Annotated in this window: 20 protein-coding genes and 3 tRNA genes; 20 read left to right on the top strand and 3 right to left on the bottom strand. The window is 45.4% G+C overall.

The window, feature by feature from the left end; translation table 11 throughout:
- The first annotated feature begins 11 nt into the window (after positions 1–11).
- From ACOJRU_RS04840 to ACOJRU_RS04895, 12 genes are all read left to right on the top strand, one after another.
- Positions 12–2,225, top strand: a complete 2,214-nt coding sequence (locus ACOJRU_RS04840; protein ID WP_421133918.1) for a chemotaxis protein CheA — start codon at positions 12–14, stop codon at positions 2,223–2,225.
- 34 nt (positions 2,226–2,259) lie between these two features.
- Positions 2,260–3,390 carry a protein-glutamate methylesterase/protein-glutamine glutaminase gene (locus tag ACOJRU_RS04845; protein ID WP_421133919.1) on the top strand — a complete coding sequence of 377 codons (1,131 nt, stop codon included), beginning with the start codon at positions 2,260–2,262 and terminating at the stop codon, positions 3,388–3,390.
- A gap of 74 nt (positions 3,391–3,464) precedes the next feature.
- Positions 3,465–4,229 carry a ParA family protein gene (locus ACOJRU_RS04850; protein ID WP_421133920.1) on the top strand — a complete coding sequence of 255 codons (765 nt, stop codon included), beginning with the start codon at positions 3,465–3,467 and terminating at the stop codon, positions 4,227–4,229.
- Between the two features lie 7 nt (positions 4,230–4,236).
- Positions 4,237–5,034: a chemotaxis protein CheW gene (locus tag ACOJRU_RS04855; RefSeq protein ID WP_421133921.1), complete on the top strand. Its 798-nt coding sequence runs from the start codon at positions 4,237–4,239 to the stop codon at positions 5,032–5,034.
- Between the two features lie 17 nt (positions 5,035–5,051).
- Entirely contained in the window at positions 5,052–5,543 is a 492-nt protein-coding gene (locus ACOJRU_RS04860) for a chemotaxis protein CheW (RefSeq protein ID WP_421133922.1), read from the top strand.
- An 82-nt stretch (positions 5,544–5,625) separates the two neighbouring features.
- A complete protein-coding gene (locus ACOJRU_RS04865; protein ID WP_421133923.1) occupies positions 5,626–6,060 on the top strand; it encodes a DUF2802 domain-containing protein in 435 nt (144 codons plus the stop codon).
- Positions 6,061–6,151: 91 nt separating this feature from the next.
- Complete coding sequence (gene metA, locus ACOJRU_RS04870; RefSeq protein ID WP_421133924.1) at positions 6,152–7,090, top strand: homoserine O-succinyltransferase MetA; 939 nt, start codon at positions 6,152–6,154, stop codon at positions 7,088–7,090.
- A 3-nt stretch (positions 7,091–7,093) separates the two neighbouring features.
- Positions 7,094–8,161: a homocysteine S-methyltransferase family protein gene (locus ACOJRU_RS04875; protein WP_421133925.1), complete on the top strand. Its 1,068-nt coding sequence runs from the start codon at positions 7,094–7,096 to the stop codon at positions 8,159–8,161.
- 9 nt (positions 8,162–8,170) lie between these two features.
- On the top strand, positions 8,171–10,795 hold the full coding sequence (metH, locus tag ACOJRU_RS04880) for a methionine synthase (protein WP_421133926.1): 2,625 nt from the start codon (positions 8,171–8,173) through the stop codon (positions 10,793–10,795).
- Positions 10,796–10,941: 146 nt separating this feature from the next.
- Positions 10,942–11,541 (top strand): DUF938 domain-containing protein, encoded by a 600-nt coding sequence (locus ACOJRU_RS04885; protein WP_421133927.1) that lies wholly within the window; start codon positions 10,942–10,944, stop codon positions 11,539–11,541.
- A 212-nt stretch (positions 11,542–11,753) separates the two neighbouring features.
- On the top strand, positions 11,754–13,772 hold the full coding sequence (locus ACOJRU_RS04890; RefSeq protein WP_421133928.1) for a methyl-accepting chemotaxis protein: 2,019 nt from the start codon (positions 11,754–11,756) through the stop codon (positions 13,770–13,772).
- Between the two features lie 77 nt (positions 13,773–13,849).
- A complete protein-coding gene (locus tag ACOJRU_RS04895) occupies positions 13,850–14,134 on the top strand; it encodes a pyrimidine/purine nucleoside phosphorylase (protein ID WP_421133929.1) in 285 nt (94 codons plus the stop codon).
- A 132-nt stretch (positions 14,135–14,266) separates the two neighbouring features.
- On the opposite strand, the gene ACOJRU_RS04900 is transcribed toward ACOJRU_RS04895, so the two are convergent.
- Positions 14,267–15,223 carry a hydrogen peroxide-inducible genes activator gene (locus ACOJRU_RS04900; RefSeq protein ID WP_421133930.1) on the bottom strand — a complete coding sequence of 319 codons (957 nt, stop codon included), beginning with the start codon at positions 15,221–15,223 and terminating at the stop codon, positions 14,267–14,269.
- Between the two features lie 139 nt (positions 15,224–15,362).
- On the opposite strand from ACOJRU_RS04900, the gene ACOJRU_RS04905 reads away from it, so the two are divergent.
- The gene (locus tag ACOJRU_RS04905; protein WP_421133931.1) at positions 15,363–16,016 is read left to right on the top strand and encodes a carbonic anhydrase; all 654 of its coding nucleotides are present in this window, start codon (positions 15,363–15,365) and stop codon (positions 16,014–16,016) included.
- 10 nt (positions 16,017–16,026) lie between these two features.
- Positions 16,027–17,664 carry a SulP family inorganic anion transporter gene (locus ACOJRU_RS04910; protein ID WP_421133932.1) on the top strand — a complete coding sequence of 546 codons (1,638 nt, stop codon included), beginning with the start codon at positions 16,027–16,029 and terminating at the stop codon, positions 17,662–17,664.
- Positions 17,665–17,867: 203 nt separating this feature from the next.
- Here the strand turns inward: ACOJRU_RS04910 and ACOJRU_RS04915 are convergent, their stop codons facing one another.
- Together ACOJRU_RS04915 and ACOJRU_RS04920 are read right to left on the bottom strand one after the other, a co-directional pair.
- A complete protein-coding gene (locus tag ACOJRU_RS04915; protein WP_421133933.1) occupies positions 17,868–19,946 on the bottom strand; it encodes a M13 family metallopeptidase in 2,079 nt (692 codons plus the stop codon).
- Between the two features lies 1 nt (position 19,947).
- Entirely contained in the window at positions 19,948–21,150 is a 1,203-nt protein-coding gene (locus ACOJRU_RS04920; RefSeq protein WP_421133934.1) for a GNAT family N-acetyltransferase, read from the bottom strand.
- Positions 21,151–21,250: 100 nt separating this feature from the next.
- On the opposite strand from ACOJRU_RS04920, the gene ACOJRU_RS04925 reads away from it, so the two are divergent.
- The 6 genes from ACOJRU_RS04925 (at position 21,251) to ACOJRU_RS04950 (ending at position 25,389) form a co-directional block, all read left to right on the top strand.
- Positions 21,251–21,700: a regulatory protein RecX gene (locus ACOJRU_RS04925; protein ID WP_421133935.1), complete on the top strand. Its 450-nt coding sequence runs from the start codon at positions 21,251–21,253 to the stop codon at positions 21,698–21,700.
- A gap of 197 nt (positions 21,701–21,897) precedes the next feature.
- Positions 21,898–24,495 carry an alanine--tRNA ligase gene (gene alaS, locus ACOJRU_RS04930; protein ID WP_421133936.1) on the top strand — a complete coding sequence of 866 codons (2,598 nt, stop codon included), beginning with the start codon at positions 21,898–21,900 and terminating at the stop codon, positions 24,493–24,495.
- Positions 24,496–24,625: 130 nt separating this feature from the next.
- Positions 24,626–24,817 carry a carbon storage regulator CsrA gene (gene csrA, locus ACOJRU_RS04935; RefSeq protein WP_421133937.1) on the top strand — a complete coding sequence of 64 codons (192 nt, stop codon included), beginning with the start codon at positions 24,626–24,628 and terminating at the stop codon, positions 24,815–24,817.
- Between the two features lie 236 nt (positions 24,818–25,053).
- Positions 25,054–25,144 (top strand) — tRNA-Ser (locus tag ACOJRU_RS04940).
- Positions 25,145–25,183: 39 nt separating this feature from the next.
- A tRNA-Arg gene (locus ACOJRU_RS04945) sits at positions 25,184–25,260 on the top strand.
- 52 nt (positions 25,261–25,312) lie between these two features.
- Positions 25,313–25,389 (top strand) — tRNA-Arg (locus tag ACOJRU_RS04950).
- The last annotated feature ends 231 nt before the right edge of the window (positions 25,390–25,620 follow it).

Consider the following 25,620-nt stretch of genomic DNA (forward strand, 5'->3'; position numbering starts at 1 on the left):
GGAGCGGGCGCATGTCGTTTGATGTTGACGAGGATATATTACAGGACTTTCTAGTTGAAGCTGGAGAGATACTTGAACAATTACAAGAACAGCTCGTTGATCTTGAGAACAATCCCGAAGATGCAGATCTTCTTAACGCGATATTTCGTGGATATCACACAGTAAAAGGTGGTGCTGGTTTCTTAGCACTCACTGAACTCGTCGAAATATGCCATGGTGCTGAAAATGTCTTTGATGTCATGCGTAACGGGCAACGAACCCTTACGCCAGAACTCATGGATATTATTCTGCAGGCCACCGATGTTGTCGTTGAGATGTTTGAGAACGTCAAACAGCGTGAGCCACTTGTGCCCGCAAGCCAACAACTCGTAGATACTCTTCATAAGTTAAGCAGCCCTGAAACACCAGATGAAAATATTTTTGGTGATGCATCGAGTGAAGCGCCTCAGGCTGAAGAGGTCGAAGAAGAATTCAGTGTTGAAGAGCCAGCTGCGCCTCAAGCGGCATCAAGTGATGGCGGCAGCATTGATGAAATTACCGAAGATGAATTTGAAGCGCTGCTTGATGAACTTCACGGTTCTACGGCACCTGGTCGTGCAGACGATAAGCCAAGTGCGGCGCCAAGTGCACCAGCAGCTGCGCCTGCAGCAGCCAGTGGTGATGACATTACCGACGATGAGTTCGAAGCGTTACTAGACGAACTTCACGGTAAAGGCTCATTTACGGCTGATGCCGAACCCACGCCAGCGGCTGCACCTGCTGCAACGTCGGACAGCGATGAAATCAGCGATGACGAATTTGAAGCGTTGTTAGACCAGCTTCATGGTTCGGGTCAGGGACCTACTAAGCAAGACGCAGTGGCTAAAGCGCCAGTGGTCGATAAAAAAGCAACCGAGGCTATCCAGCAAGCCAAAGCGTCTGCGCCTGCTAAACCTGCGGCGCCTAAAAGTGCCCCCGCAGCTAAAGCGCCAGCACCGACGCCAGCCAAGCAGTCTGCGGCACCTGAACCTGCTAAGAAAGACGATAAAAAAGCAGCGCCTGCGCCACCTCAAGCTGAAACCACGGTTCGAGTCGATACGAAGCGCTTAGACCAAATTATGAATATGGTCGGTGAGCTAGTACTCGTCAGAAACCGTCTCATTAGTTTAGGTATTAATACCAACGATGAGAGCATGTCGAAGGCTATCGCAAATCTAGACGTAGTAACGGGCGATTTGCAGGGTGCGGTAATGAAAACCCGCATGCAGCCTATCAAGAAAGTGTTTGGACGTTTCCCTCGCGTTGTTCGAGACTTGGCGAGAAGTTTAAAGAAAGAAATTACACTTGAGTTGGTAGGTGAAGAGACCGATTTAGATAAGAACTTGGTTGAAGCGCTTGCTGATCCATTAGTTCACTTGGTGAGAAACTCTGTCGATCACGGTATTGAAATGCCTGATGATCGTCTAGCGGCTGGCAAACCCAGTATGGGGACGGTGAAACTGTCAGCATCGCAAGAAGGCGACCATATTCTTTTGACCATCGAAGACGATGGTAAAGGAATGGACCCGGACAAGCTAAAAGACATTGCTATCAGCAGAGGCGTATTAGATGCCGATGCGGCAGCAAGAATGTCTGATGTTGAAGCGTTTAACCTTATCTTCGCCCCGGGTTTCTCAACAAAAACTGAGATAAGCGATATATCCGGCCGCGGCGTTGGCATGGATGTAGTGAAAACCAAGATCAACCAGCTAAATGGTACGGTTAATATTGATTCACAGCTAGGCAAAGGTACAAGTTTAGAGATTAAGGTACCGTTAACGCTTGCTATACTTCCTACATTGATGATTGTTGTAGGTAATCAAACCTTCGCCTTACCACTTGGTTCGGTGAGCGAAATCATCAATATGGATATTAAGAAAACGAACACCGTCGACGGGCAATTGACAATGATTGTTCGCTCGAAAGCGATACCGCTGTTCTTCTTGGGAGAATGGCTAATTCGCGGTCCCAAAAATATAGCCCGCGATAAAGGGCACGTTGTTGTTGTACAGATTGGTACGCAGCAAGTAGGTTTTGTGGTGGATGCGCTAATTGGTCAGGAAGAAGTGGTTATCAAACCGCTAGACGCACTACTTCAAGGAACACCAGGTATGGCGGGCGCAACGATAACGTCTGACGGCGGTATTGCACTCATACTTGATATTCCAAGCTTACTTAAGCGGTACGCGCGAAAATCATTAAAATAACAACAAAAGCGCAATATATAGGAAACTAAGTTCCATGGTCTTCAAAGTTTTGGTCGTGGATGACTCGTCTTTTTATCGTCGTCGAGTAAAAGAAATTCTCGACGACGATAGAGAACTAGAAGTCATTGGTGAGGCACGAAATGGGCGAGATGCGCTCGAAAAAATAAAGCAACTTTCTCCAGACGTGGTGACAATGGATGTAGAAATGCCGATTATGGACGGCATTGCTGCGGTAAAGGCCATAATGGAGAAGTTTCCTCTTCCCATTTTAATGTTCTCCTCTCTCACGCACCATGGCGCGCAAGCAACGCTTGACGCACTGGAGGCCGGTGCGTTGGATTTTTTACCCAAACGATTTGAAGACATTGCGGAAAACCGAAAGGATGCTGCAAGAACGTTGTGCACCAAGGTAAGGCTGATTGCACGTCGAAAAGTGGGTTTCAAGCGACCTACGTTTCGAAACGACGAGGCGAAAAAGTTACCTTCAGGCGCGCCAAAACAAGCGTTTTTTAAGACATCTGGAATATTGTCTGGTCGAAAAGATGCGACAACACAGCCAACCGTCTCTTCTATTACCGCTTCAGGGAAACGATATAAATGCCTCGCTATCGGCGCGTCAACCGGTGGACCGGTAGCGCTACAAAAGGTGTTGGCACCGTTACCAAAAGATTTTCCTCACCCTATCATTCTAGTGCAGCACATGCCGGGAACATTCACCTCTGCGTTTGCTCAACGCCTAGACGCTCACTGTAGTATTTCGGTGAAAGAGGCTGAACATGGTGATGTGTTAAAACCAGGCTGCGCATATTTAGCGCCAGGTGGTAAGCAAATGCTTATCGAGAATAATGGAATAAACAAAAAAATTATTATTACCGAAGCCAGCCCGTCTGAAAAAATTAATTACAAACCTAGCGTAGACCTCACCTTTGGTTCGTTATGTAAAGCATTCGGTGGTGACGTGTTAGCCGTTATATTAACGGGAATGGGAGCAGACGGCCGAGAAGGATGCCGACAGCTTAAACACGATGGTGCCACGGTGTGGGCTCAAGATCAGGATTCGTGTGTTGTCTATGGCATGCCACAGGCGGTTGCCGTTGCAAATATATCGACTAAAAGTATTAATATCGACGATATCAGCAGCTGTATTCAAACTGAGATGAAGTGAAATCAATATTATTCAGCTATGCTGAAGGGTAACAGTCGCTATACTCAGTTAAAGAAAGTCATGGAATTAAAACGATGAAAGTGTGGACAGTGGCAAACCAGAAAGGGGGAGTAGGTAAAACTACGACAACCGTAACGCTTGGTGGTTTGTTGGCACAGCGCGGCAAGCGTGTATTGATGATAGATACTGATCCACATGCCTCGCTTAGCTATTATTTCGGTATTGATTCAGAAGCATTAAGTCATTCCGTTTATGACATTTTTATTCAATCATCTGCGCTCACTGCCGATAAAGTAATGGACTGTTTGTGCCCGACTAAGTTAGACAATTTATATGTGCTTCCAGCGACCATGGCACTTGCTACGTTGGACAGAACAATGGGAAGCGAACAGGGAATGGGATTAGTGCTTAAAAAGGCGCTGGCGAAAATAGACAACGAATTCGATGTTGCAATAATTGACTGTCCCCCAGTGCTTGGTGTGTTGATGGTTAATGCGTTAGCGGCTTGTAATAAGGTTATCGTACCAACACAGACTGAATATTTAGCACTTAAAGGGCTAGATAGGATGATTCGAACAATGGAAATCATGGGGCGTTCTTTACAGAAATCCTTTGATACTGTGATTATTCCAACGATGTTCGACAAAAGAACGAACGCAGCATTAGCATCAAGGAAACGTTTGATGACTGATTATGGTGAAAGGGTATGGCATGGTGTTGTTCCAGTAGACACGCACTTTAGAGATGCGAGTTTGGTACAGCTACCTATATCTGCTGCCTACCCAAAAACGCGAGGCGTGACAGCGTACGCAAAATTGCTTGAGGTTTTGGAGAAGTAGTACCGGTATGAACAAGCAATCGCCATTTGCCCGTGAAGAGGTCATGGAGGCCTATTTAGATAGCCTCTTGAAAGAACCTGATGATCCTAATGATGTTACTGCTCGAACAGCCAAGTTGCTGGAGCAAGCATCCCAATTTATGGCAGAGGATGCACTTGCAGAACCTGTAGCTCCAGTTGTTGAGTCAAAGGGTAAGTCGACAGCCGATGTAAAGGTGCCAGAGCAACAGAGCGTACCTGTAGAGCATGTTGCTACGCGTGTTCCAGAGCGACCTGTGGCAAGCGAAGAAGTATCCGCGAGCGAAGCGCAGCCGGAAGCGCCCGTTAGGAAATTACCACTAAAGGATACTCTCGAAAATCGCTTTCAAGCGTTATTCTTCGAGGTGGCGGGACTGACGCTTGCCGTTCCTTTAACAACACTTGGTGGAATACACCAAATAGAGAAGATAGGGCCACTTTTCGGTAAGCCAGATTGGTTTATGGGGATAATGATGCACCGAGAGTCTAAACTTAACGTTGTAGACTCTGCAAAATGGGTAATGCCAGAAAAATATGATGAAAACCTCGCACAATCGCTTAACTACCGATATCTTATAATGTTAGGGGATAGTTCGTGGGGACTGGCCAGTGAAAGATTGGTCAACACAGTAACGTTAACAAACGCTGACGTTAAATGGCGCGAGTCCACAGGTAAACGTCCTTGGTTAGCCGGGATGGTAAAAGAAAAAATGTGCGCGTTAATTGACGTTGAGGAATTAATATCTATGCTTAACAAAGGCTTAGGTAGTAACGACCAGACGCCATAGTATTGGGAGCCAGGTTCATGAGCGACGAAAGAGTAAATAGTAATAGTGCCGACAGCAATGATGAGGTCCTTCAATGGGTTACTTATCGCCTAGGTGAAGAAACATATGGTATTAACGTAATGCAAGTACAAGAAGTGTTGCGTTATACCGAAATTGCACCGGTACCCGGCGCTCCAGATTATGTGCTAGGTATCATCAACCTTCGCGGTAATGTTGTTACCGTTATTGATACACGAGCACGCTTTGGTTTGCCACCTACAGAGATAACCGATAACACACGTATTGTGATTATCGAATCTGATGAGCAAGTCGTGGGTATACTGGTAGACAGTGTTGCAGAAGTGGTATATCTCAAGTCTTCTGAAATCGACAGTGCACCTAATGTTGGTACAGAAGAAAGTGCTAAGTTTATCCAAGGCGTGAGTAATCGCGATGGCGAGCTGCTTATCTTGGTCGACTTGAACAAACTTCTTAGCGATGAAGAGTGGGATGAGTTGAGCAGTATCTAACTGCTCAATGAAAAGGCATGTTGCCCTGTGCGCCATGCCTTTTTATTTGTTCGCTTTCCTGTCGTAGAGGAGTGTTGTGCACATGGAATGGCAGTTTGCAGCTGTGACGTTGGAAACCTTACTGTTAGCATTAGGGTTACTAATCGTGCTTGTTATAATAGTGTGGCAAGGCCTACTACTTAAGCGTACTCGCATTGCAATGGATATGCTTAAAGAGGATATGTCGGTTCATACAGCGAATGTTGATGCACAAGTAAAGCAAGTTACCCACCAACAAAACGAAGCGCAAGCGCGAAGTCTCGTTGTAGCAAAGCATGTTCATGCCCTTCAAACTAAGCAAGATGATTTCGATAATCAATTAAGAGAACAAAAGCTGCAAGATCCGTCTTTGCGCCTTTATCAGCGTGCGGCAGACCTTGTAAAACAAGGGGCCACCATTGAAGAAATTATGGATGCTTGCGATATCCCTCGCGCCGAAGCAGAGATGCTAATCATGGTGCACAAAACTCAATCTTAAAGAAAGCGTTTAGACGTCTAGACGTAAAGATGTTGACATCTTCGTGGTATTAGCCACAATACAGTCATTACAATTATGACTGGAGCCTTCCATGCCAATTCGAATCCCAGACCAACTTCCCGCCCAGGACGTGTTGCAAGGCGAGAATATTTTTACGATGGAAAGTGACAGAGCGGCGAATCAGGATATTCGACCCCTCGAGGTTGGCATTTTAAACTTAATGCCTAATAAAATTGAAACTGAGGCGCAGATACTTCGCTTGTTATCTAATACGCCGCTTCAAATCAATGTCGATCTTATCCGTATTGATAACCAAGCGCCTAAGAATACCCCCCAGTCGCATATGGATGCGTTTTATCACGACTTCTCTCAAGTGGCAGAGAAAAAATATGATGGTTTGATTGTCACTGGTGCGCCATTAGCGCTACTTAACTACGAAGATGTTAAGTATTGGGATACGATGACCACAATATTAGAATGGGCGCAGCGCCACGTTAACTCAACCCTTTATTTATGTTGGGCAGCGCATGCGGCCATGTATCATTTTTATGGCGTGACACGTGGGCTGAGAGATGAGAAATTTTCAGGGGTCTATGAACACCGAGTGAACGATCCTAACAATGAACTATTACGAGGTTTTGACCCAACATTTTATGCTCCTCATTCCCGTTATGGGCACATCGATACTGTAAAATATAATAATGTTGATGGGCTTAATGTTATCGCCGAATCAGACGATGTCGGCGCTTATGTCATTGCATCGGAAGATAAACGTATGGTGTTTGTTACCGGTCACCCTGAGTACGATACCGATACGTTAAAAGATGAATACGTAAGGGATTGTGAAACGGGACAGTCGCCGAGTATTCCTAAACATTATTTTGAAGACGATGATCCTAATAAATCACCCATCGTGAGATGGCGTTCTCATGGCAGTTTGCTCTTCACGAACTGGTTAAATTATTATGTTTATCAAACTACGCCATATGACTTAAGTCAGCTTGCTGAAAAATCACAGCCAAAGAGGTAACGCGTGAGTCAAGATTCTGTAAATAGCGCAAGAGCATCACTTGCTAGCGCAGCAAAAAAACGAATTCTTATTTTGGATGGTGCGATGGGGACGATGATCCAGCGCCACAAACTTGAAGAGGATGATTACCGCGGTGAGCAGTTTGCGAACTGGCATTGCGACGTTAAGGGAAACAACGATCTTCTGTCTATCACTCAGCCCGACATTATTTATCAAATACATTGTGATTACTTTGAGGCTGGCGCCGATATTATTGAAACCAATACATTCAATTCAACCACGATCGCCATGGCAGATTATGACATGGAAGCACATTCTCGCGATATCAACATTGCCGCTGCACACCTTGCAAGAAAGGCAGCAGATGCTTACACAGCCAAAACACCAGATAAACCGCGATTTGTAGCTGGGGTGTTAGGGCCTACTAATCGCACGGCATCAATATCACCTGATGTTAACGATCCTGGCAAGCGCAACGTCACGTTTGACGAGCTAGTAGAGTCATACAGTGAGTCAACACAAGCGCTTATTGAGGGTGGTGTTGATTTGATTATGCTGGAAACGATTTTCGATACCCTCAATGCTAAGGCAGCGGCCTATGCAGTGGAAACCGTTTTTGAAAAACTAGATATTGTCTTGCCCGTAATGATTTCTGGAACAATAACCGATGCGTCTGGCAGGACCTTGTCAGGTCAAACCGCAGAGGCTTTCTATTATTCAATGCGACATGTTAGTCCATTTTCGTTTGGCCTGAATTGTGCGCTAGGCCCTGACTTGCTTCGACAATACGTTGAAGAGGTATCAAACATAGGCGAATGTTTGATTTCTGCTCACCCTAACGCGGGGTTACCTAATGAATTTGGTGAATATGATATGGAAGGGCCGGAAATGGCGGAACATATCAAAGAGTGGGCTGAATCAGGGCTCGTGAATATAGTAGGGGGGTGCTGTGGCAGTACGCCAGAGCATATTCGTGATATTGCCGCGGCGGTAGACGGTATTACCCCAAGGGCGATCCCCTCGTTTGAACCCAAAATGCGTCTGTCAGGCCTAGAGCCATTTGTACACTAGGAGCACGAAGTGAGCGCAGAATTTTCTACATTTATCAATATTGGTGAGCGAACCAATGTAACGGGCTCAGCCCGGTTTAAACGTCTCGTTTTAGATGGCGATTACGAAGCTGCGTTAGATGTGGCTAAGCAGCAGGTTGAAAGCGGCGCACAAATCATCGATATCAATATGGATGAGGCCATGCTTGATTCTAAGCAAGCAATGGTAACGTTTTTGAATCTTATCGCGTCCGAGCCTGACATAAGCCGTGTACCTATTATGATTGACTCATCAAAATGGGAAGTCATAGAGGCGGGGCTGAAGTGCGTACAGGGTAAAGCAATAGTTAACTCCATCAGCCTTAAAGAAGGTGAAGAGAGCTTTCTGTCACAAGCAAAGCAGATAAAACGTTTTGGCGCAGCAACCGTTGTCATGGCTTTCGATGAAAAAGGTCAGGCGGATACAAAAGAAAGAAAAGTCGAGATTTGTAAACGAAGCTACAAACTACTCACCGAAGAAATTGGCTTTCTTGCTGAAGATATTATTTTCGATCCGAACATTTTTGCGGTTGCAACCGGAATAGAAGAGCATGATAACTACGCGGTAGACTTCATCGAAGCCACCCGAGAGATTCGCCGCGCCTGCCCTCATGCCCATATATCGGGCGGTTTATCGAATATTTCGTTCTCGTTTAGGGGAAATAACCCCGTTAGAGAAGCAATGCATTCTGTGTTTTTATTCCACGCCATACGGGCAGGAATGGATATGGCCATCGTAAATGCGGGCCAGTTAGAAGTGTATGACGAGATACCGAAGGCCCTTCGTGATGCGGTAGAAGACGTTATTTTGAACCGCCGTAGCGACAGTACTGAGCGACTACTTGATATTGCTCCTCAATATCAAGGCGATGGTAAGGCCGCTGCGAAAGAAGACCTGACGTGGCGTGAACAAGACGTTAATAAGCGCCTTGAACATGCGCTCGTAAAAGGGATCACCGATTACATTCTCGACGATACTGAAGAAGCCAGACAGCAAGCGCAGCGACCTCTTCACGTAATCGAAGGGCCATTAATGGATGGCATGAACGTAGTAGGGGACCTTTTTGGCGAAGGGAAAATGTTCCTCCCGCAAGTGGTGAAGTCGGCGCGCGTGATGAAAAAAGCGGTAGCGCACCTTCAACCCTTTATCGAAGCTGAAAAATCTGATGACGCAAGAAGCAACGGTAAAATCTTACTCGCGACGGTCAAAGGCGACGTTCATGATATCGGGAAAAATATCGTGGGTGTTGTACTTCAGTGCAACAACTTCGAGGTAATTGATTTAGGCGTAATGGTTCCCGCGGCAACCATTTTAAAAGTAGCCAAAGAAGAAAATGTAGACATGATTGGCTTGTCAGGCCTTATTACACCGTCACTTGATGAGATGGTACATGTCGCAAAAGAAATGGAACGCCAAGATTTTGATTTGCCGCTGTTAATTGGTGGTGCCACAACGTCTAAAGCGCATACGGCGGTGAAGATTGAGCAGAATTATCATGCGCCAGTAGCCTATGTGCCGAATGCTAGTCGAGCGGTTGGGGTTTGTCAGCGCCTATTAAATAAAGCGTCTCGAGATATTTACGCCAAAGAATTAGCCAAAGAATATGACGTCGTTAGGGAACAGCACGCGCGCAAAAAACCGCGGACAAAACCTGTTTCTCTAGACCAGGCAAGACAGAACGCCTTCAAGCCTGACTTTAGTATCATGCCGGTAAAACCTGCCTCGCTTGGAGTGACTCCGGTCACAGCGCCACTCAGTACACTGAGAGAGTATATCGATTGGACTCCGTTCTTTTTAACATGGTCTTTAGCAGGAAAATACCCTCGTATACTCAACGACGACGTGGTGGGCGAAGAAGCGAAATCTCTGTTCGCTGACGCCAACGCGATGCTAGACAAAGTAATTGCAGACAACGCCTTGGAAGCGAAAGGCGTTATAGGGCTATTTCCTGCCAACAGGGTGGGAGATGACATTGAAGTGTACACTGATGAAACGCGTCAACACGTCAAGGGGGTAGCGCATCATTTGCGTCAACAAACGTTGAAAGATAAGTTTGCAAACTATTGCTTATCTGATTTTGTGGCTGATAAAGATAGCGGGATAAGTGATTACATCGGTGCATTTGCTGTGACCGGCGGCATTGGAGAAGATGCACTAGCTGACAGCTATATCAAAGCGGGTGATGACTATAATGGCATCATGGTGAAAGCAGTAGCTGATCGTCTTGCCGAAGCGTTCGCTGAGTACCTTCACCAACAAGTACGAAAAGTGTATTGGGGCTATGCAAAAGATGAAACGCTGAATAATGACGATCTTATTCGCGAAAAGTATCAAGGTATTCGCCCTGCCCCAGGCTATGCTGCCTGCCCTGAGCACACTGAAAAGCAGCTTATCTGGGATTTGTTAAGTGCACAAGAGCATACGGGCATGACGCTCACTGAAAGTTATGCAATGTGGCCTGGTGCATCGGTATCCGGTTGGTACTTCTCACACCCCGACGCTAAGTATTTTGCTGTAGCGAAAATACAGAACGACCAAGTCGTCGATTATGCTGCGCGCAAAAATTGGTCTCTCGATGAAGCTGAAAAATGGCTAGGGCCTAATTTAAGTGACTAATAAGAAAATAAGGCCTGCTTTAGCGGGCCTTATTTTTCTGAGGTAGTTTATTTATTGTTACCATAAACCGCGACAACGGATGCTATTGCCGCTAATGCGGTGAAGCCACAATGCAACGTTTTATGAGCGCAACAAAGGATTTCGTTATGACTAAACCATTCAGCCAAGCATGTGAAAACAATAAAGGGCCGATACTGCATGTATTACAGCGAGTGCTGACAGGCGCTACGTCGGTATTCGAAGTGGGTAGTGGCACCGGTCAGCATGCGGTTTATTTTGCAAGTAACCTTCCCCATGTCACGTGGCAAACTAGCGATCAGCCCCACTATCACGATGGTATCAATCAATGGATTGATGCGTATCCACTAAACAACCTAATACGCCCAATCGATTACGTTGCAGGCGTTCATTCACTTGCCGACTGTCATGTTGACGCAGTCTTTTCTGCAAATACTGCCCATATCATGCAAAAAGAAGAGGTGTTTACACTCATGCAAGATGTGGATGAAAACTTACCCGCTGGCGGCGTATTTTGTCAATACGGGCCGTTTACACAACAAGGGCAGTTCTCTTCTCAAAGTAACGCTGAATTTCATGCTTCTCTGCTCGAGCGAGGTTATGGGGGGTATAGAGATGTGGAAGAGTTAAAGAACTGGGTGAAAACGTTAACGCTAAGTGAAACTATTGTAATGCCTGCTAACAACCTTCTTTTGGTGTGGAAAAAGCAGCCCGTTTTTCGCAAATAATTGGTAAAAAACGCGCTTTTTTCTTCGTTTATCTCTTGTAAATCACGATGGTGTATTACAAAGTAGTAGTGCACTAGGTATACGTTCTTCGTTTACTTATGCCTGCGTGTATCTAACAATAATAAGCATCTTAGTATGCAAATCTGCACAGTTTTTACTGTTTCGAGTAACAGCGCATGGTGCAATAACAATAATAAAAAAGAGTAGTTCGCATGCAATCATCACTTCAAAAAAAGTTTGTATTCATTGTGGGAGGAAGCATTGCTGTAATGCTGCTGATAACTGCGGTATTTCTTGTCAGTATCGTCGGAGACAGCACGCGCTTGAGGGTAGAGCAAGAGCTCGCCTCACTGGTTGGGAACGAGGCAAATGAAGTCGAAGGTTTCTTCAGTACTTATGGTGGTGTCGCAAAAACATTTCTCAGTAACCCCTTTTTAAAAGATTTTTTTGCCAATCATGAAAATCGAGGGGCACCTGATGCCGCGTTAGGTGAGGCGTCACGTGTTACCACTCAATTTAGAAATATTAGTGAAACCGATGAAAACATTAAGTCTGCTTTTTTTGGTTCCGCCATTACTGGGGAATACTTCTACGAAGAAGGTCGGGTTGGTGTTGACACATCGGGTCCTGATGCAGGTAACCCCAACGCAGGGTATTTCGCTACTCAGCGACCTTGGTTTAGTACTGCGGTAGAGCGCGGTACGCTATATGTAACGCCTCCTGCCGTGGACTCTCAAGATGGCAGTGTATCGGCAGTGGTACAGGCGCCAGTATTTCAAAACGGCCGGCTTATCGGTGTTGGTGGTGTCGATATTCTTATCAGCACCATTGGCAACGTAATAGACGCGATAAAGTATGAAGGGCAGGGAACCGCGTTCCTCCTAGATGATAAACAAAATATCGTTTACTTTCCTAAGCAAGAAAAAGCGTTAGCACTAAGCTCATCATTAAGTACGTTTGATTCTTTATTCAATGAAACCAGCGGATTTAAGCAACTTGTTTCAGACATTAATCACAATAAAAGCGGCATGGTTAACGTTACCTGGCGTGGTGTTGACTACGTTGCTATTTATCGACATGCGCGTATTGATACGCCACAAATGGATTGGTCGGTAGGGATCCTCGTTCCAGCAAGCATTATTAATGCGCCTATTAATAATGCCATTACTACGGCAATCATTGTTGCTATTGTGATTATTGCGCTCATCGCAGCAATAACCTACTTCGCGAGTGCTAAAATTACGCAGCCACTTACACGTATGCGAAGGGCGATGTCAGAAATCGCAAGCGGAGATGGCGACCTCACTAAGCGTCTTGATATTGATAGTAAAGACGAGTTAGGAGCGTTAGCGAATGAGTTTAATCGTTTTACCGATAAACTACGCGAATTACTAACTGATACCGCTGAAAATACTAAGGCGGTGTCAAGTGCCGCGGATCATCTTCGGGACGTTTCACAAAGTACCAGTCATGAAATAAAACAAGAGCGAAGTCAGGTGGATAGTGTGTCAACGGCCGTTACCCAAATGGCAGCAACTGTTGTTGAGATCTCTCAAAACGCACATCAGTCAAGCACCGCAGCGACCAAGGCGGATGAACTTGTAACAAATGGCAGTGCACAAGCCCGTGAAGCGATGTCGGAGATAAATGCGCTAGCAGATGCCATTAATGATGGTGTTGAAGTAGTAGGTGGACTTAGCAAAGAATCAGAGAATATTGGTGCGGTGGTTGATGTGATTAATAGTATTGCGGAACAGACCAATCTATTAGCATTAAATGCTGCTATCGAGGCTGCGAGAGCCGGTGAACAAGGCCGGGGATTCGCCGTGGTGGCAGATGAGGTTCGCTCGTTGGCAAGTCGCACACAAGATTCAACCACTGATATTCGTAAAATGGTAGAGCGCCTGCAAGTCATGGCCGATCGCACAGATAAAGTCATGCAAACGGGTAAAGCGCGAAGCCAAACGGCGGTTGAAAAAACACAAACCGTGGTTGAAACGCTTGCACACATTAATAATTCGATTGGTCAGGTTCAAGAGCAAAGTACGTACATTGCGTTGGCAACAGAACAGCAAACCGAGGTTGCGCAGGATATCAATACATCCTTAGTGGCGATAACAACGCTTAGTGATAGAACCAGCCAACATGCTGAAGACCTAGCGGTAGAAGCCACGCAGCTTAGTGGCGTATCAACCGAATTAAAAGAGCTCGTCGGGCAATTTAAAATATAACGTAAGAGCGGCCTGTATAGCAGCCCGCTCTTTTTGTTCACGGTGTAGTTAATTGAACATCACATTAAGGAAGTAGTATGGCATTTTCGGTAAATCATTATTTCGATAACAAAGTAACCTCTATTAGTTTTGAGGCAGAGGCCGGTCCATGCACATCAGGGGTAATGGCACCAGGGGAGTATACGTTCGACACAAGTAAGCATGAGCTTATGAAGGTCGTTGAAGGGGAACTAGTCGTTCGCTTACCTGGCAGTGAGCAATGGCAATCATTTCCTGCTGGCACCTCATTCACGGTCGATGCCAATGTTTCTTTTGACGTAAAAGTAAACGTTGCCAGTGCTTACCTGTGTTTTTATAGCTAGGCGTATTGTTATCATTATTTAACGCGCTTTTTAATATCGCGTGCACCAAGGTAGGCTTGGCCGTATTTAATAGCGGTCCAAGCTACCACTTTAAACACGAGCAACAACATCCATTTATTAATGTTTATGCGGTTAGTTACTTTCGCTGCCTTCGACAATCGATACCGCACCAGACAGCCGCGTTGAAATAATATTCTTAATTAAAATTGATATCTCCCTAAACGTTTTTCTCCCTGGTGCTGTGTTTCGCCAAGCAAGAGAATGTTCACGTTCGATTGGCATGTCGTCTATTTCACACACATGCAAGGCTTCGGGTTTGTGAAGTTCCGAATGAATATAAAGGCCTGGAAGAAAGGCTACGCCCATACCCATTACTACCATTTGACGTAAGGTGTCTAAACTCGTTCCTTCATAATCCCGTTGCAAGTCGGCGCCTAACTTATCGCAAAGCTGCTGAACCTGGTGATGAAAGTGGTGCCTGTCCTCTAAAGTAAGCACTTTTTCCCCTGCAAGTTCGCTAGGTTTTACAAATGCCTTTCCATTCAACCGGTGATCGGTAGGAATAACAAACTTCAATGGCTCTTTAAACAACGGGTGAGTAATCAGCTGCGAGTGTTCACCAGATAGGGGAGATAATACGAGATCGTATTCACCGTGCAAGAGACCATGCTGTAATGCCTGGGGAGCCGCTTCTCTCACGTAAAAGCGTAACCCAGGCTTTTGTTTGTGAAGTTCAGGCAGTATATGAGGTAGCAAGTAAGGACCAAGCGTTGGTGGTATACCAAGTCGATAGGTAACTATCTCCCCTTGAGACAAATCTCTCGCAATTTCACTGAAGCGAAGGCTGGCAAGAATGACATTTTCTGCAGACTCGAAAAGTTCTTTCCCTTGCGGTGATAGCATCGTTCCGGTTCTAGAGCGCTCAAAAAGCGTAACGCCAATAATACCTTCTAGCGCATTGATTTGACTGGTCAGTGTGGGTTGGCTAATGCCAAGAGCAGCAGCTGCTTGCCTGAAACTGAGATGTTTAGCTACAGCGACAAAGTAGCGTATTTGATTTATTGACGGTGTCTTGCCGTTAAGCTGCATTATTTCTACCCGAAATGTAAAATTAGTGTGTTTGATAGTAATTGGCTATCACCAGATAGTATATTAAACTATTAATCTATCAAGCGACACTAGAGTACAAACTATTAAATAAAAATATTAAAAGTCATTGGAGAGTTGTATGGATCATGTCATTACAGGTGTTGCGAAGTTTCAGAAGGAAGTGTATCCAAATAAGAAGGCTACATTTCAAAAGCTAGCGAACGGCCAAAATCCAGAAGTATTATTTATCACGTGTTCGGATTCGCGCATCGACCCGAATTTGGTAACACAAACAGACCCAGGTGAGCTTTTCATTTGTCGAAATGCAGGGAATATTGTTCCACCTCACAGTAATCAAACTGGCGGTATGACCGCATCGATAGAATTCGCTGTTGCTGCACTAGGTGTAACGCATATTGTGGTTTGTGGTCACACAGACTGTGGTGCTATGAAGGGCGCAATTCATCCAGAAGGCCTAGACTCACTGCCGCATGTAAAAGAATGGTTAGGTCACTGCCGTGTGGCAACTGAAGTTGTAAAAGAACGATGCGGCCACGACCCACTTTCAATTGAAGACTTAGAAGCAGTTACAAAAGAGAATGTTGTGCAACAGATACAGCATTTACGCACGCATCCATCGGTTGCGGCTAAGATTGCCACAGGGCAAGTTCAGCTTCATGGTTGGGTATATAACATTGGTAGCGGTGATGTACTTTGCTACAACGGTGAAAATGGTGAATTTGAGGCTATGGATCAAGCCGCAGCAGAAGCACGTTTGAAACGCGCAGAATAGGACGTTCACTATGATTAAGTTTGATTTAACAAATTTACGCGGCGATTTAACGGGTGGACTAACTGCCGGTATCGTTGCGTTGCCGCTAGCGCTTGCGCTGGGTGTGGCATCTGGCCTTGGTCCTATGGCCGGTTTATACGGTGCCATTGCTGTTGGTTTTTTTGCCGCGTTATTTGGTGGCACACCTGCACAGATTTCTGGGCCGACTGGCCCAATGGTGGTAGTCCTTGCTGGTCTATTCGCTAGTTTATCTGGCGACGCTAGCCTTATTTTTACTGCAGTAATACTCGCGGGTGTGTTTCAGATTATATTTGGCGTGTTGGGGGTTGGGCAGTACATTCGATTAGTGCCTTATCCGGTTATCTCGGGCTTTATGTCGGGGATTGGTGCGATAATTATTATTCTCCAGATAGGCCGGTTGTTAGGGCATGAGCCTCCAGGCGGGACTATCGGGGCGCTTACTTACATTCCCACAGCATTGGCTGACATTGATTTTGTAACACTAGCGCTTGGGCTAGGTACCCTTGTTATTGCCTACAAATGGCCACCATCATTGGGTAAATTTGTTCCCGGTGCATTGGCTGCGCTTATTATTGGCACGCTGGTAAGCTTGGCGCTAACGGTACCTGTGTTGGGCAATATTCCAACAGGGCTTCCTAGTATCCATCTTCCTGTATTTGACCAGAGTAAAGCGCTTCTTATTCTTGAAGCCGCATTTATTCTTGCCATATTGGGGGCTATCGATAGCTTGCTGACGTCGCTTGTCGCAGACAACATGACGCGTACACGCCACGATAGTAATAAAGAGCTTATTGGACAAGGTATTGGTAATACGTTTGCAGGGCTCATAGGTGGTATTGCGGGTGCAGGTGCAACCATGCGCACCGTAGTAAACATCAGAAGCGGCGGTAAGAACAACATTTCAGGCATGGTACATGCCCTTGTTTTACTTGCAATTGTATTAGGGTTGAGCCCGCTTGCCGCTAAAATACCGCACGCAGTGCTTGCCGGTATTCTGGTTAAAGTTGGTCTTGATATTATCGATTGGGGCTACTTAAAACGCGCTCACAAAGGTCCGCGTTGGGACTTTGCGTTAATGGTAACAGTCCTTGGCCTGACGGTGTTTGTTGACCTCATTACTGCGGTGGGTGTAGGTGTCGTGTTCGCTGCTTTAGCGTACGTACGTCAAATCGCACAGTTGCAAATTGAAGAGCTGAAAAAGATCCCCGAGTCGCTTAACGATCCGAAAGAGAATGCACTTCTAGAGTCGTTAAAAGAAAAGGTTTCAATCTTTAGCTTTGGCGGTCCTTTGAGCTTCGGCGCTGCAGCGGACCTTGGGCATCATGTGCGCGAACGCGTTAAACCGGGCTCGATGTTTATGATCCTTGATTTTACTCGCGTGCCATTGATGGATGTGTCTGCAGCCATGGCGGTAGAAACAGTCGCTTCCGACGCAATCGCAGCGGGAAGACAGCTGATTATTTGCGGTGCTAATGCCACCGTCGATAACGTGCTTGAAAGCATTAACAGTCATCATCCTGGCATTATCACATTTGATAACCTTCATGATGCATTGGTATATGCCCAAAAGCAGGTAAAACCAGAGGCTAATGGCGATGCAGGGTTTAAGGCCGTTGCGCAATTGTAATCAGTTTCTGGTAAGAAACCTCTCCAATTTGCCCCTCTCATGAGGGGCTTTTTTTTGGTTTAAAGGTTTCGCTAATGTGTGCTTGAAAAGCCAGCAACGTATCAACATTTTTGGTACTCACACAATGTTACAGTACGCTAGTCACTAAACGACAGGCACAAAAAAGGCCGCACAGTGTGCAGCCTTTTTAACGTTATAAGCGGTTACCAAATACGTACACGTTCTTCTGGCGCAAGATAAAGCGCATCGCCAGGCTGTACGTTAAATGCTTCATACCAAGCATCATGGTTGCGTGGTGCTTGTGCACGGTATCTACCTGGTGCATGCGTGCCGGCACGCAGCTGGTTTAGCATGCTCTGCTCAGTACGTTTTTCTCTCCACACTTGTGCCCAAGCTAAGAAGAAACGCTGGTCGCCTGTCAAACCATCAATGACAGGCGCTTCTTTACCATTTAAGCTTAACTTATAAGCGTGGTAAGCCATGGCCAGTCCACCCACATCACCGATGTTTTCACCGAGGCTGTTGCGCCCATTAACGAAGTTACCTTCAATAGGTTCGTATTGGCTATATTGCTCCGCCAGTGCATCGGCTTTCGCTTCAAACGCCGCGCGGTCTGCATCAGTCCACCAATTGCGTTGAATACCCTTTGCATCTGACTTAGAGCCTTGGTCATCAAAACCATGACCCATTTCATGACCAATCACCGCACCGATAGCGCCGTAGTTTACCGCAGGGTCAGCATTCGGATCGAAGAATGGAGGTTGTAAAATTGCTGCTGGAAACACAATCTCATTAAACGAGCTGTTATAGTATGCGTTGACACGCTGAGGTGTCATACCCCAACGCTCTCGGTCTGTTTTCTGCAGTTCTTTTTCTATCGACTGGTTTCTGAAGAAAGTACGAAGGTTATGCACGTTGGCAACTACGTCATCAGAGGAAATCTCTAACCCTTCAAACGATTGCCACTGGTCTGGGTAACCAATTTTTGGACGGAACGCCATCAGCTTTTCTTTCGCATTGACTTTGGTGTCTTCGCTCATCCAATCAAGGTTGTCTATACGCTCACCCAATGCGGTACGTAAGTTCTCAACGAGCTCCGCCATCTGTGCTTTTGAACTCTCTGGGAAGTACTCATCGACATAAATCTTACCTAAAGCAAATCCAAGAGACTCGGTACCTGACATTTGGCTTAAAGCACGCTTCCAACGCGGACGAGGCTCTTGCTGTCCGTTTAGCGTTGTGCCATAGAAGTTAAAGTCTGCAGCGTAGATCTCTTCAGAGAGTAAGCCAGCGTTATTGGTAATGGTGTGGTAAGTCAGGTAAGACTTCCAGTCGTCTAAGCTGGTTTCATTAATAATATCAATCACACCGTTAATCGGCTCTGGCTGTGAAATATTCAATTCTGGAACCGCATAGCCGGTTTGCGTCAAGAAGGTATCCCAGTCAAAACCAGGGTAAGTGTCGCTAAGCTTACTGCGTTCAATTTGGTTTAAAGTGAGGTCGCGATCACGACGCTTTTCTCGTGGCCACTGTGCTTCTGCGATTTTTGTTTCTAAACCCAAGATGTCTTGCGCTTTTTCTGCCGCATTTTCTTCACCTGCAAAAGCAAGCATTTCTTCGATGTGTGCAACGTAGGCTTCTCTAATGTTAACAAAGCGCTCGCTGTCACTTAAATAGTAGTCGCGATCGGGTAACCCCAAACCGCCAACGCCTACGCTCAATTGGTATTCATTAGGGTCTAGGCGGTTGTACCACAAGCCTGAATAAATCGGAGAGCTTGTGTTCGTTAGCCAGCTTTTACCAAACACTTCAGTTAGCTCTGTTGTGTTTGAAATATTCTTGATGGTTTCCAGCACATCAGCAATTGGTGTGATACCTTTTTCATTGATGGTTTCGACGTCCATGTATGAGACGAAAAAGTCTCGTACTAGTTTCTCATCAGCATTAAGGTTTTCTTTTTCGACCAAGCCATCGATGATGCTTTTTACTTGTTCTTCACTTCTATCTGCTAGTGCAGTGAACGCGCCAAAGCGAGTCTTATCTGCCGGTAGCTCGTAATTTTCATACCACGTACCGCTAGCGTACATAAAGAAATCATCGCCAGGTTTAATCGATTCATCGCGTGCTGATAATTCAACACCAAATGAGCCTAGCTCAGCGTCGCCTTTTGGCGCCATTTGTGCAGCTGGTGCTGCCTTTTGTTCTGCGCTTGTATCAGGTTGACTACAGCCCATAAGGCCAAGTGAGGCCGCCACGGCGGCGGCTAATAATTTATATTTCATTTTATTTCTCGTTGTCGTTGATAGTGTTTGCATCTGGGTGACAGACGCTTTTTGTTTTTAATAATGGTGCAAATGCTTCATTAAAAGGTAAAGCATCTTGCGCCTGATTGAAATAATTAGTGATATATGGCGTTTCTTTTCGTAAAAAATGCGCTACAGCATTATGGAACGCAGGTTCGCGTAAGCGGTGAAGTGATTGGCAATAGACCGGTTCAAATCCGCGTAGTATTTTATGTTCGCCTTGTGTACCGGGGTTAAACAGCGGTAAGCCTTTTTCAATGGCAAACTTTATTCCCTCGAAATAACAGCAAGCAAAGTGAAGGCCATCATAGGGTTGTAACGCACCCCAATACCTGCCGTACAAGCCAGATTCGTCATAGAAGAACAAAGCACTGGCCACCGGTGTATCATCTATCTTAGCGCTTACTATTAGCATGTTATCGTGCATAGTGCGGCGCAAATGATTGAAAAAAGTGTCGTTTAAATACCCGGTGTGGCCACTACGTTTTAAATAGGTTGCTTTATAACAACGAAGGAATAATGCCATGGTGTCATCGTCAATAGCGTTACCCGTAGCATGTGTAAACGTTATATTGTTACCGGAAAGCTTACTGTAGAGCTTTCTTACGTCTTTTCGTTTTCGTGATGTAAAACGCTGTTGAAAGTCATCGAAATCGACGTAATTATAATTGTGCCATTGAAACTGTACAGAGAAACGGCTTAGCCACCCCGCAGGTTTCACACGCGAGATGCTCTCAGCATTCGCAAAAAGGCAGTGAAATGAGGATGCGTCCTGTTTTTCTAAGGCGTTGACTAATCGCTGATGAATATCGTCGGGCAAGGTGGTGTGGTGACTATGTAAAAAGCGGCCGCCAGATACCGGCGTAAAAGGTATTGCACTTATCCATTTAGGATAATAATCAAGACCATGCTGATGATAGGCGTTAGCCCATTCATGATCGAAGACATATTCACCATAGCTATGGGTTTTTAGGTATCCAGGCATTACCGCAATGACTTCGTCATCAAGCATCACTTTAACGTGTTGAGGTTGCCAGCCGCTACTCTCGTTGCAACACGCCGTTTCTTCCAACCCATTTAGAAAATCGTAGCGCAAGAAAGGGCCGCTCCCTTTTGCTAACGCATCCCAACAGGCTTTACCGATCTCAGCGATGGAATTAACAAACACTATTTTGTAATTCATACTTTTATTTACAGCCTTCATTAATCGTGTGAGAGTTATCGCGATAGTCGGTATTATACAAAGCTTGAAGCCGAGTAAAATAAAGGGTTTGTTTAAGAAAATGTCAGAATTCGATAGAAAAATCATCACTGACGCGATTACTCGCATGCTCGCAAGACGAGAACACAGTTTTGATGAAATTTGTAAAAAGTTATCGCTTAAAGGAATTGAGAGAAACGTTGCACTACCCATACTTCAAGAGTTTCGCGACGCCGATATTCAAAGTGATGAACGGTTTGCCGAAAGCCGAGCGCGAGTGCTTGCCGCTAAAGGCCAAGGCCCGAGAAAGATTAAGTTAGATTTACAACAATATGGGGTAGACGAACACACCGCAGAATTGGCTCTAAATGAAACCGACGTAGACTGGTTTGACAGCGCTCGCCAAGTAAGAATAAAAAAGTTTGGCCATGCTGCAAAAACCGACTTTAAAGACCTCGCGAAGCAGAAACAATTTCTGCAATATCGCGGTTTTTACTCTGACCATATAGCATTTGCCGTTAAAGACGATTAAAACCCTATTCGTTATACCTATACTTGGTATAAAAGCCTGCATTTATACGGTTAAACGGCTTGTGTACTCTTAACACAAAAGCGTTATCCGTGGTATCGTTAGCCCTATCTGTATGTGCGTGTTTTTAAAGCAGGCCTTAAAACACGCCGCAATACCCTTATTATTCAATTTCAACTATTAAGGAAGTTAGGTTTTCAATGACAATCTCTACTGCTGACTTACGCAACAAATTTATCGAGTATTTTAAAAGTCATGGTCACCAAGCTGTGTCAAGTTCTTCGCTCGTTCCGGCAGATGATCCTACGCTTCTATTCACTAACGCAGGTATGAACCAGTTTAAGGATACGTTCCTTGGTGCAGAAAAACGGAGCTATTCTCGCGCGGTTTCTTCGCAGCGCTGCGTACGAGCGGGTGGAAAACATAACGACCTTGAAAACGTAGGTTATACCGCAAGGCACCATACATTCTTCGAAATGCTGGGTAATTTTAGTTTTGGTGACTACTTCAAAAAAGAAGCCATTGAATTTGCGTGGAACTTTCTGACGGTAGAAGTCGGTCTTCCAAAAGAGAAGTTATTAGTAACGGTTTACTCTGAAGACGATGAAGCATTTGATATATGGGAAAATCATATTGGTGTTCCCAAAGAAAAGATAATCCGTATTAGTACGTCTGATAATTTTTGGTCTATGGGCGATACGGGGCCGTGCGGTCCATGCTCAGAAATTTTTTACGATCATGGTGCGCATATTTGGGGTGGTCCTCCGGGCACGCCTGAAGAAGATGGAGACCGTTTCATTGAAATTTGGAACCTGGTTTTCATGCAATATAACAAGCAATCAGACGGTACGATGGAGCCGCTCCCTAAGCCGTCTATCGACACCGGTATGGGACTGGAGCGTATTTCTGCTATTTTGCAGAAAGTTCACAGCAATTATGAAATTGATTTATTCCAAAACCTTATCAAGTCGGCCGCAAACATTGTCGGTACTGATGACATTGAAAATAAATCGTTGCGCGTGATTGCTGATCACATTCGTTCTTGCAGCTTCCTAATTTGCGACGGTGTTATGCCGTCAAATGAAGGCCGTGGCTATGTGTTACGACGCGTAATTCGACGCGCTGTTCGTCATGGTAACAAGCTTGGTGCAGACGGTGTGTTCTTTTTTAAACTTGTCGCATCACTTGCCGACGAGATGGGGGAGGCTTATCCCGAACTGGTAGAGCAGCGTCCTGTCATTGAAAAAGTATTAAAAGTTGAAGAAGAACAGTTTAGCAAAACCCTTGCACGCGGCATGGCAATGCTCAATGAGACGTTAGAAGAGCTTGAGGGCGACACTATCCCTGGAGACGTTGTATTCAAACTGTATGACACGTACGGCTTTCCTACCGACTTAACGAATGATGTGGCACGTGAGCATGACTTAAAAATTGATGAAGCAGGTTTTGATGCTGCCATGCAGGCGCAGCGTACTCGTGCGCAACAAGCCAGCAATTTTGGTGCAGACTATAACGAAAAGCTATCTATCGATCACGCCACTACATTTACTGGATACACCGATATAGAAGGTGCAGCAAATGTCGTTGAGCTTATTGCAGACAACGCTTTTGTTGAAACGCTTGAAGACGGGCAGGAAGGTGTTGTGGTTCTAGATGCTACGCCTTTTTATGCCGAGAGTGGCGGTCAGTCAGGTGATAAAGGGTTGCTTCGCATCGCCAATGGTGAGTTTGTGGTAACTGATACCCAAAAAATGGGTAATGCGTTCGCACATAGAGGGATCGCCAAAGGCAAGATATCAAAGGGTGACAAAGCAACCGCAGCGGTAGATGCATTAAATCGTGAAGCGATTAAAAAGAACCATAGTGCGACGCATTTGTTGCATGCTGCCCTTCGCGATATTTTAGGTGAGCACGTCACTCAGAAAGGCTCGTTAGTTGATGCGCCTCGTTTCCGCTTTGACTTTTCTCATTTTGAAGCGGTTACTAGCGAACAGTTGGCAGAGGTCGAGCGCAGAGTGAATGCTGAGATTCGAGCTAACCATGCGCTAACGACACAATTAATGGAGTTGGATGAGGCTAAAGCGTCAGGTGCAATGGCACTGTTTGGTGAAAAATACGACGAGAAAGTGCGTGTTGTTTCAATGGGGCCGTTTTCAATTGAGTTATGCGGTGGAACCCATGTTAACCACACCGGGGATATCGGCTTGTTTAAAATCGTCAGTGAAGCCGGCATTGCGTCAGGCGTTCGCCGTATTGAGGCGGTAACGGGGGAGCAGGCCATTGCTTACGTACAAAGCCAGCAAGATACCCTACAGTCACTGTCTGCACTATTGAAATCTGATCCGACAAATTTGAAAGAACGTGTTGCTTCACTTCAAAATCAGACTAAAGAACTAGAAAAAGCGTTGAATTCAGCTAAACAAAAACTGGCAAGTCAGCAGGGCGCTGATATGCTTAGTAATGTAGTTGAAATAAACGGTACTAAGGTACTTGTTGCTAAGCTAGATGGGGTTGAAGCGAAGTCACTTCGACCTATGATGGACGATATTAAAAACCGAATTGGCGATGGCGTCGTAGTACTAGGTGTAGCAAGCGAATCTAAGGTAAATTTAATTGCAGGTGTAACAAAAGGCCTCGTAAGCAAAGTGAAAGCGGGAGAGTTAGTAAACTTTGTCGCGTCTCAAGTTGGTGGTAAAGGTGGCGGTCGTCCAGATATGGCCCAAGCTGGTGGCGAACAACCTGAAAACTTAGAGACTGCTTTAGATTCAGTTAACGCTTGGTTACAGGATAAGCTATAATAGAAAGCGAATATACGGTGAGTTTTTGAAGTGACACGGAAACATGGAATCACTGTCGCCTCGCTGGGTCGTGCTAGCTAAGGGCAAGTAATTAGGGATATGTTCAAGAATAAGGAACAGGAGCAAGCGAATGCTTATATTGACTCGTCGAGTTGGAGAAACGCTTATGGTGGGTGACGATGTTACTGTTACCGTTTTGGGCGTCAAAGGGAATCAGGTTCGAATTGGTGTAAATGCACCAAAAGAAGTTTCTGTGCACCGAGAGGAAATTTATATGCGAATTCAAGCTGAAAAAGGCGAACAGCCAGACACTGCTGAGTAAGATATAAACGATTCTTTAAAGAAAGGTCAGCGTATTGCTGGCCTTTTTTGTTTTTAGAAACTATTTTTAGAAAAAAGCGCTCGTTGTGTTTTTGTGTAAGCACCTGAATGAGTGATTGGTAATTAAACAATCTACCCCTTTTTTGAACGAATTGTTTAAAATGTCAGCGAGTAAACATTTTTATCTAAAAAAGGTTTGACTCCGGCCAGTGAATCCGTAAAATGCGTCGCACTTACGGAGAGGTGGGTGAGTGGCTGAAACCAGTTCCCTGCTAAGGAACCATACGCATTACGCGTATCGAGGGTTCGAATCCCTCCCTCTCCGCCATTATTCGTTGATAGTGGCGGTCGACAAAAAGTTTATTGCGCGTGTGTAGCTCAGCTGGATAGAGTACCTGGCTACGAACCAGGCGGTCGGAGGTTCGAATCCTTCCACACGCGCCACTTACTTTAAACGTCACCTTTTGGTATAGCAGCCAAAAGTATACAAGTTAACGCGTGTGTAGCTCAGCTGGATAGAGTACCTGGCTACGAACCAGGCGGTCGGAGGTTCGAATCCTTCCACACGCGCCATATTGATAAGCCCACCTTCACGGTGGGCTTTTTCATTTCTGCATTACAGTACCTCGTCTACTTATTCCACCCGTTATATTTTCTTACTTTGCGCCTGTTGTGATAGCACTCTATGGTTGTACGTTGTCGTAGCAGCTAAAATACGTAATGCGTGATTGCAAAACATGATGCGTCAACCGCATGCTGTATTATGTGCGAGTTCTGGTTGAATATTTATATATTGTGCATAAA

Origin of the sequence: Alteromonas algae, assembly GCF_049117195.1 — a bacterium.
Lineage (GTDB): Bacteria > Pseudomonadota > Gammaproteobacteria > Enterobacterales > Alteromonadaceae > Alteromonas.

Coding starts and splice junctions, on each gene's coding strand:
- ACOJRU_RS04840 (WP_421133918.1), top strand. CDS start 12: ATGTCGTTTGATGTTGACGAGGATATATTACAGGACTTTCTAGTTGAA.
- ACOJRU_RS04845 (WP_421133919.1), top strand. CDS start 2,260: ATGGTCTTCAAAGTTTTGGTCGTGGATGACTCGTCTTTTTATCGTCGT.
- ACOJRU_RS04850 (WP_421133920.1), top strand. CDS start 3,465: ATGAAAGTGTGGACAGTGGCAAACCAGAAAGGGGGAGTAGGTAAAACT.
- ACOJRU_RS04855 (WP_421133921.1), top strand. CDS start 4,237: ATGAACAAGCAATCGCCATTTGCCCGTGAAGAGGTCATGGAGGCCTAT.
- ACOJRU_RS04860 (WP_421133922.1), top strand. CDS start 5,052: ATGAGCGACGAAAGAGTAAATAGTAATAGTGCCGACAGCAATGATGAG.
- ACOJRU_RS04865 (WP_421133923.1), top strand. CDS start 5,626: ATGGAATGGCAGTTTGCAGCTGTGACGTTGGAAACCTTACTGTTAGCA.
- metA (WP_421133924.1), top strand. CDS start 6,152: ATGCCAATTCGAATCCCAGACCAACTTCCCGCCCAGGACGTGTTGCAA.
- ACOJRU_RS04885 (WP_421133927.1), top strand. CDS start 10,942: ATGACTAAACCATTCAGCCAAGCATGTGAAAACAATAAAGGGCCGATA.
- ACOJRU_RS04890 (WP_421133928.1), top strand. CDS start 11,754: ATGCAATCATCACTTCAAAAAAAGTTTGTATTCATTGTGGGAGGAAGC.
- ACOJRU_RS04895 (WP_421133929.1), top strand. CDS start 13,850: ATGGCATTTTCGGTAAATCATTATTTCGATAACAAAGTAACCTCTATT.
- ACOJRU_RS04900 (WP_421133930.1), bottom strand. CDS start 15,223: ATGCAGCTTAACGGCAAGACACCGTCAATAAATCAAATACGCTACTTT.
- ACOJRU_RS04905 (WP_421133931.1), top strand. CDS start 15,363: ATGGATCATGTCATTACAGGTGTTGCGAAGTTTCAGAAGGAAGTGTAT.
- ACOJRU_RS04910 (WP_421133932.1), top strand. CDS start 16,027: ATGATTAAGTTTGATTTAACAAATTTACGCGGCGATTTAACGGGTGGA.
- ACOJRU_RS04915 (WP_421133933.1), bottom strand. CDS start 19,946: ATGAAATATAAATTATTAGCCGCCGCCGTGGCGGCCTCACTTGGCCTT.
- ACOJRU_RS04920 (WP_421133934.1), bottom strand. CDS start 21,150: ATGAATTACAAAATAGTGTTTGTTAATTCCATCGCTGAGATCGGTAAA.
- ACOJRU_RS04925 (WP_421133935.1), top strand. CDS start 21,251: ATGTCAGAATTCGATAGAAAAATCATCACTGACGCGATTACTCGCATG.
- alaS (WP_421133936.1), top strand. CDS start 21,898: ATGACAATCTCTACTGCTGACTTACGCAACAAATTTATCGAGTATTTT.
- csrA (WP_421133937.1), top strand. CDS start 24,626: ATGCTTATATTGACTCGTCGAGTTGGAGAAACGCTTATGGTGGGTGAC.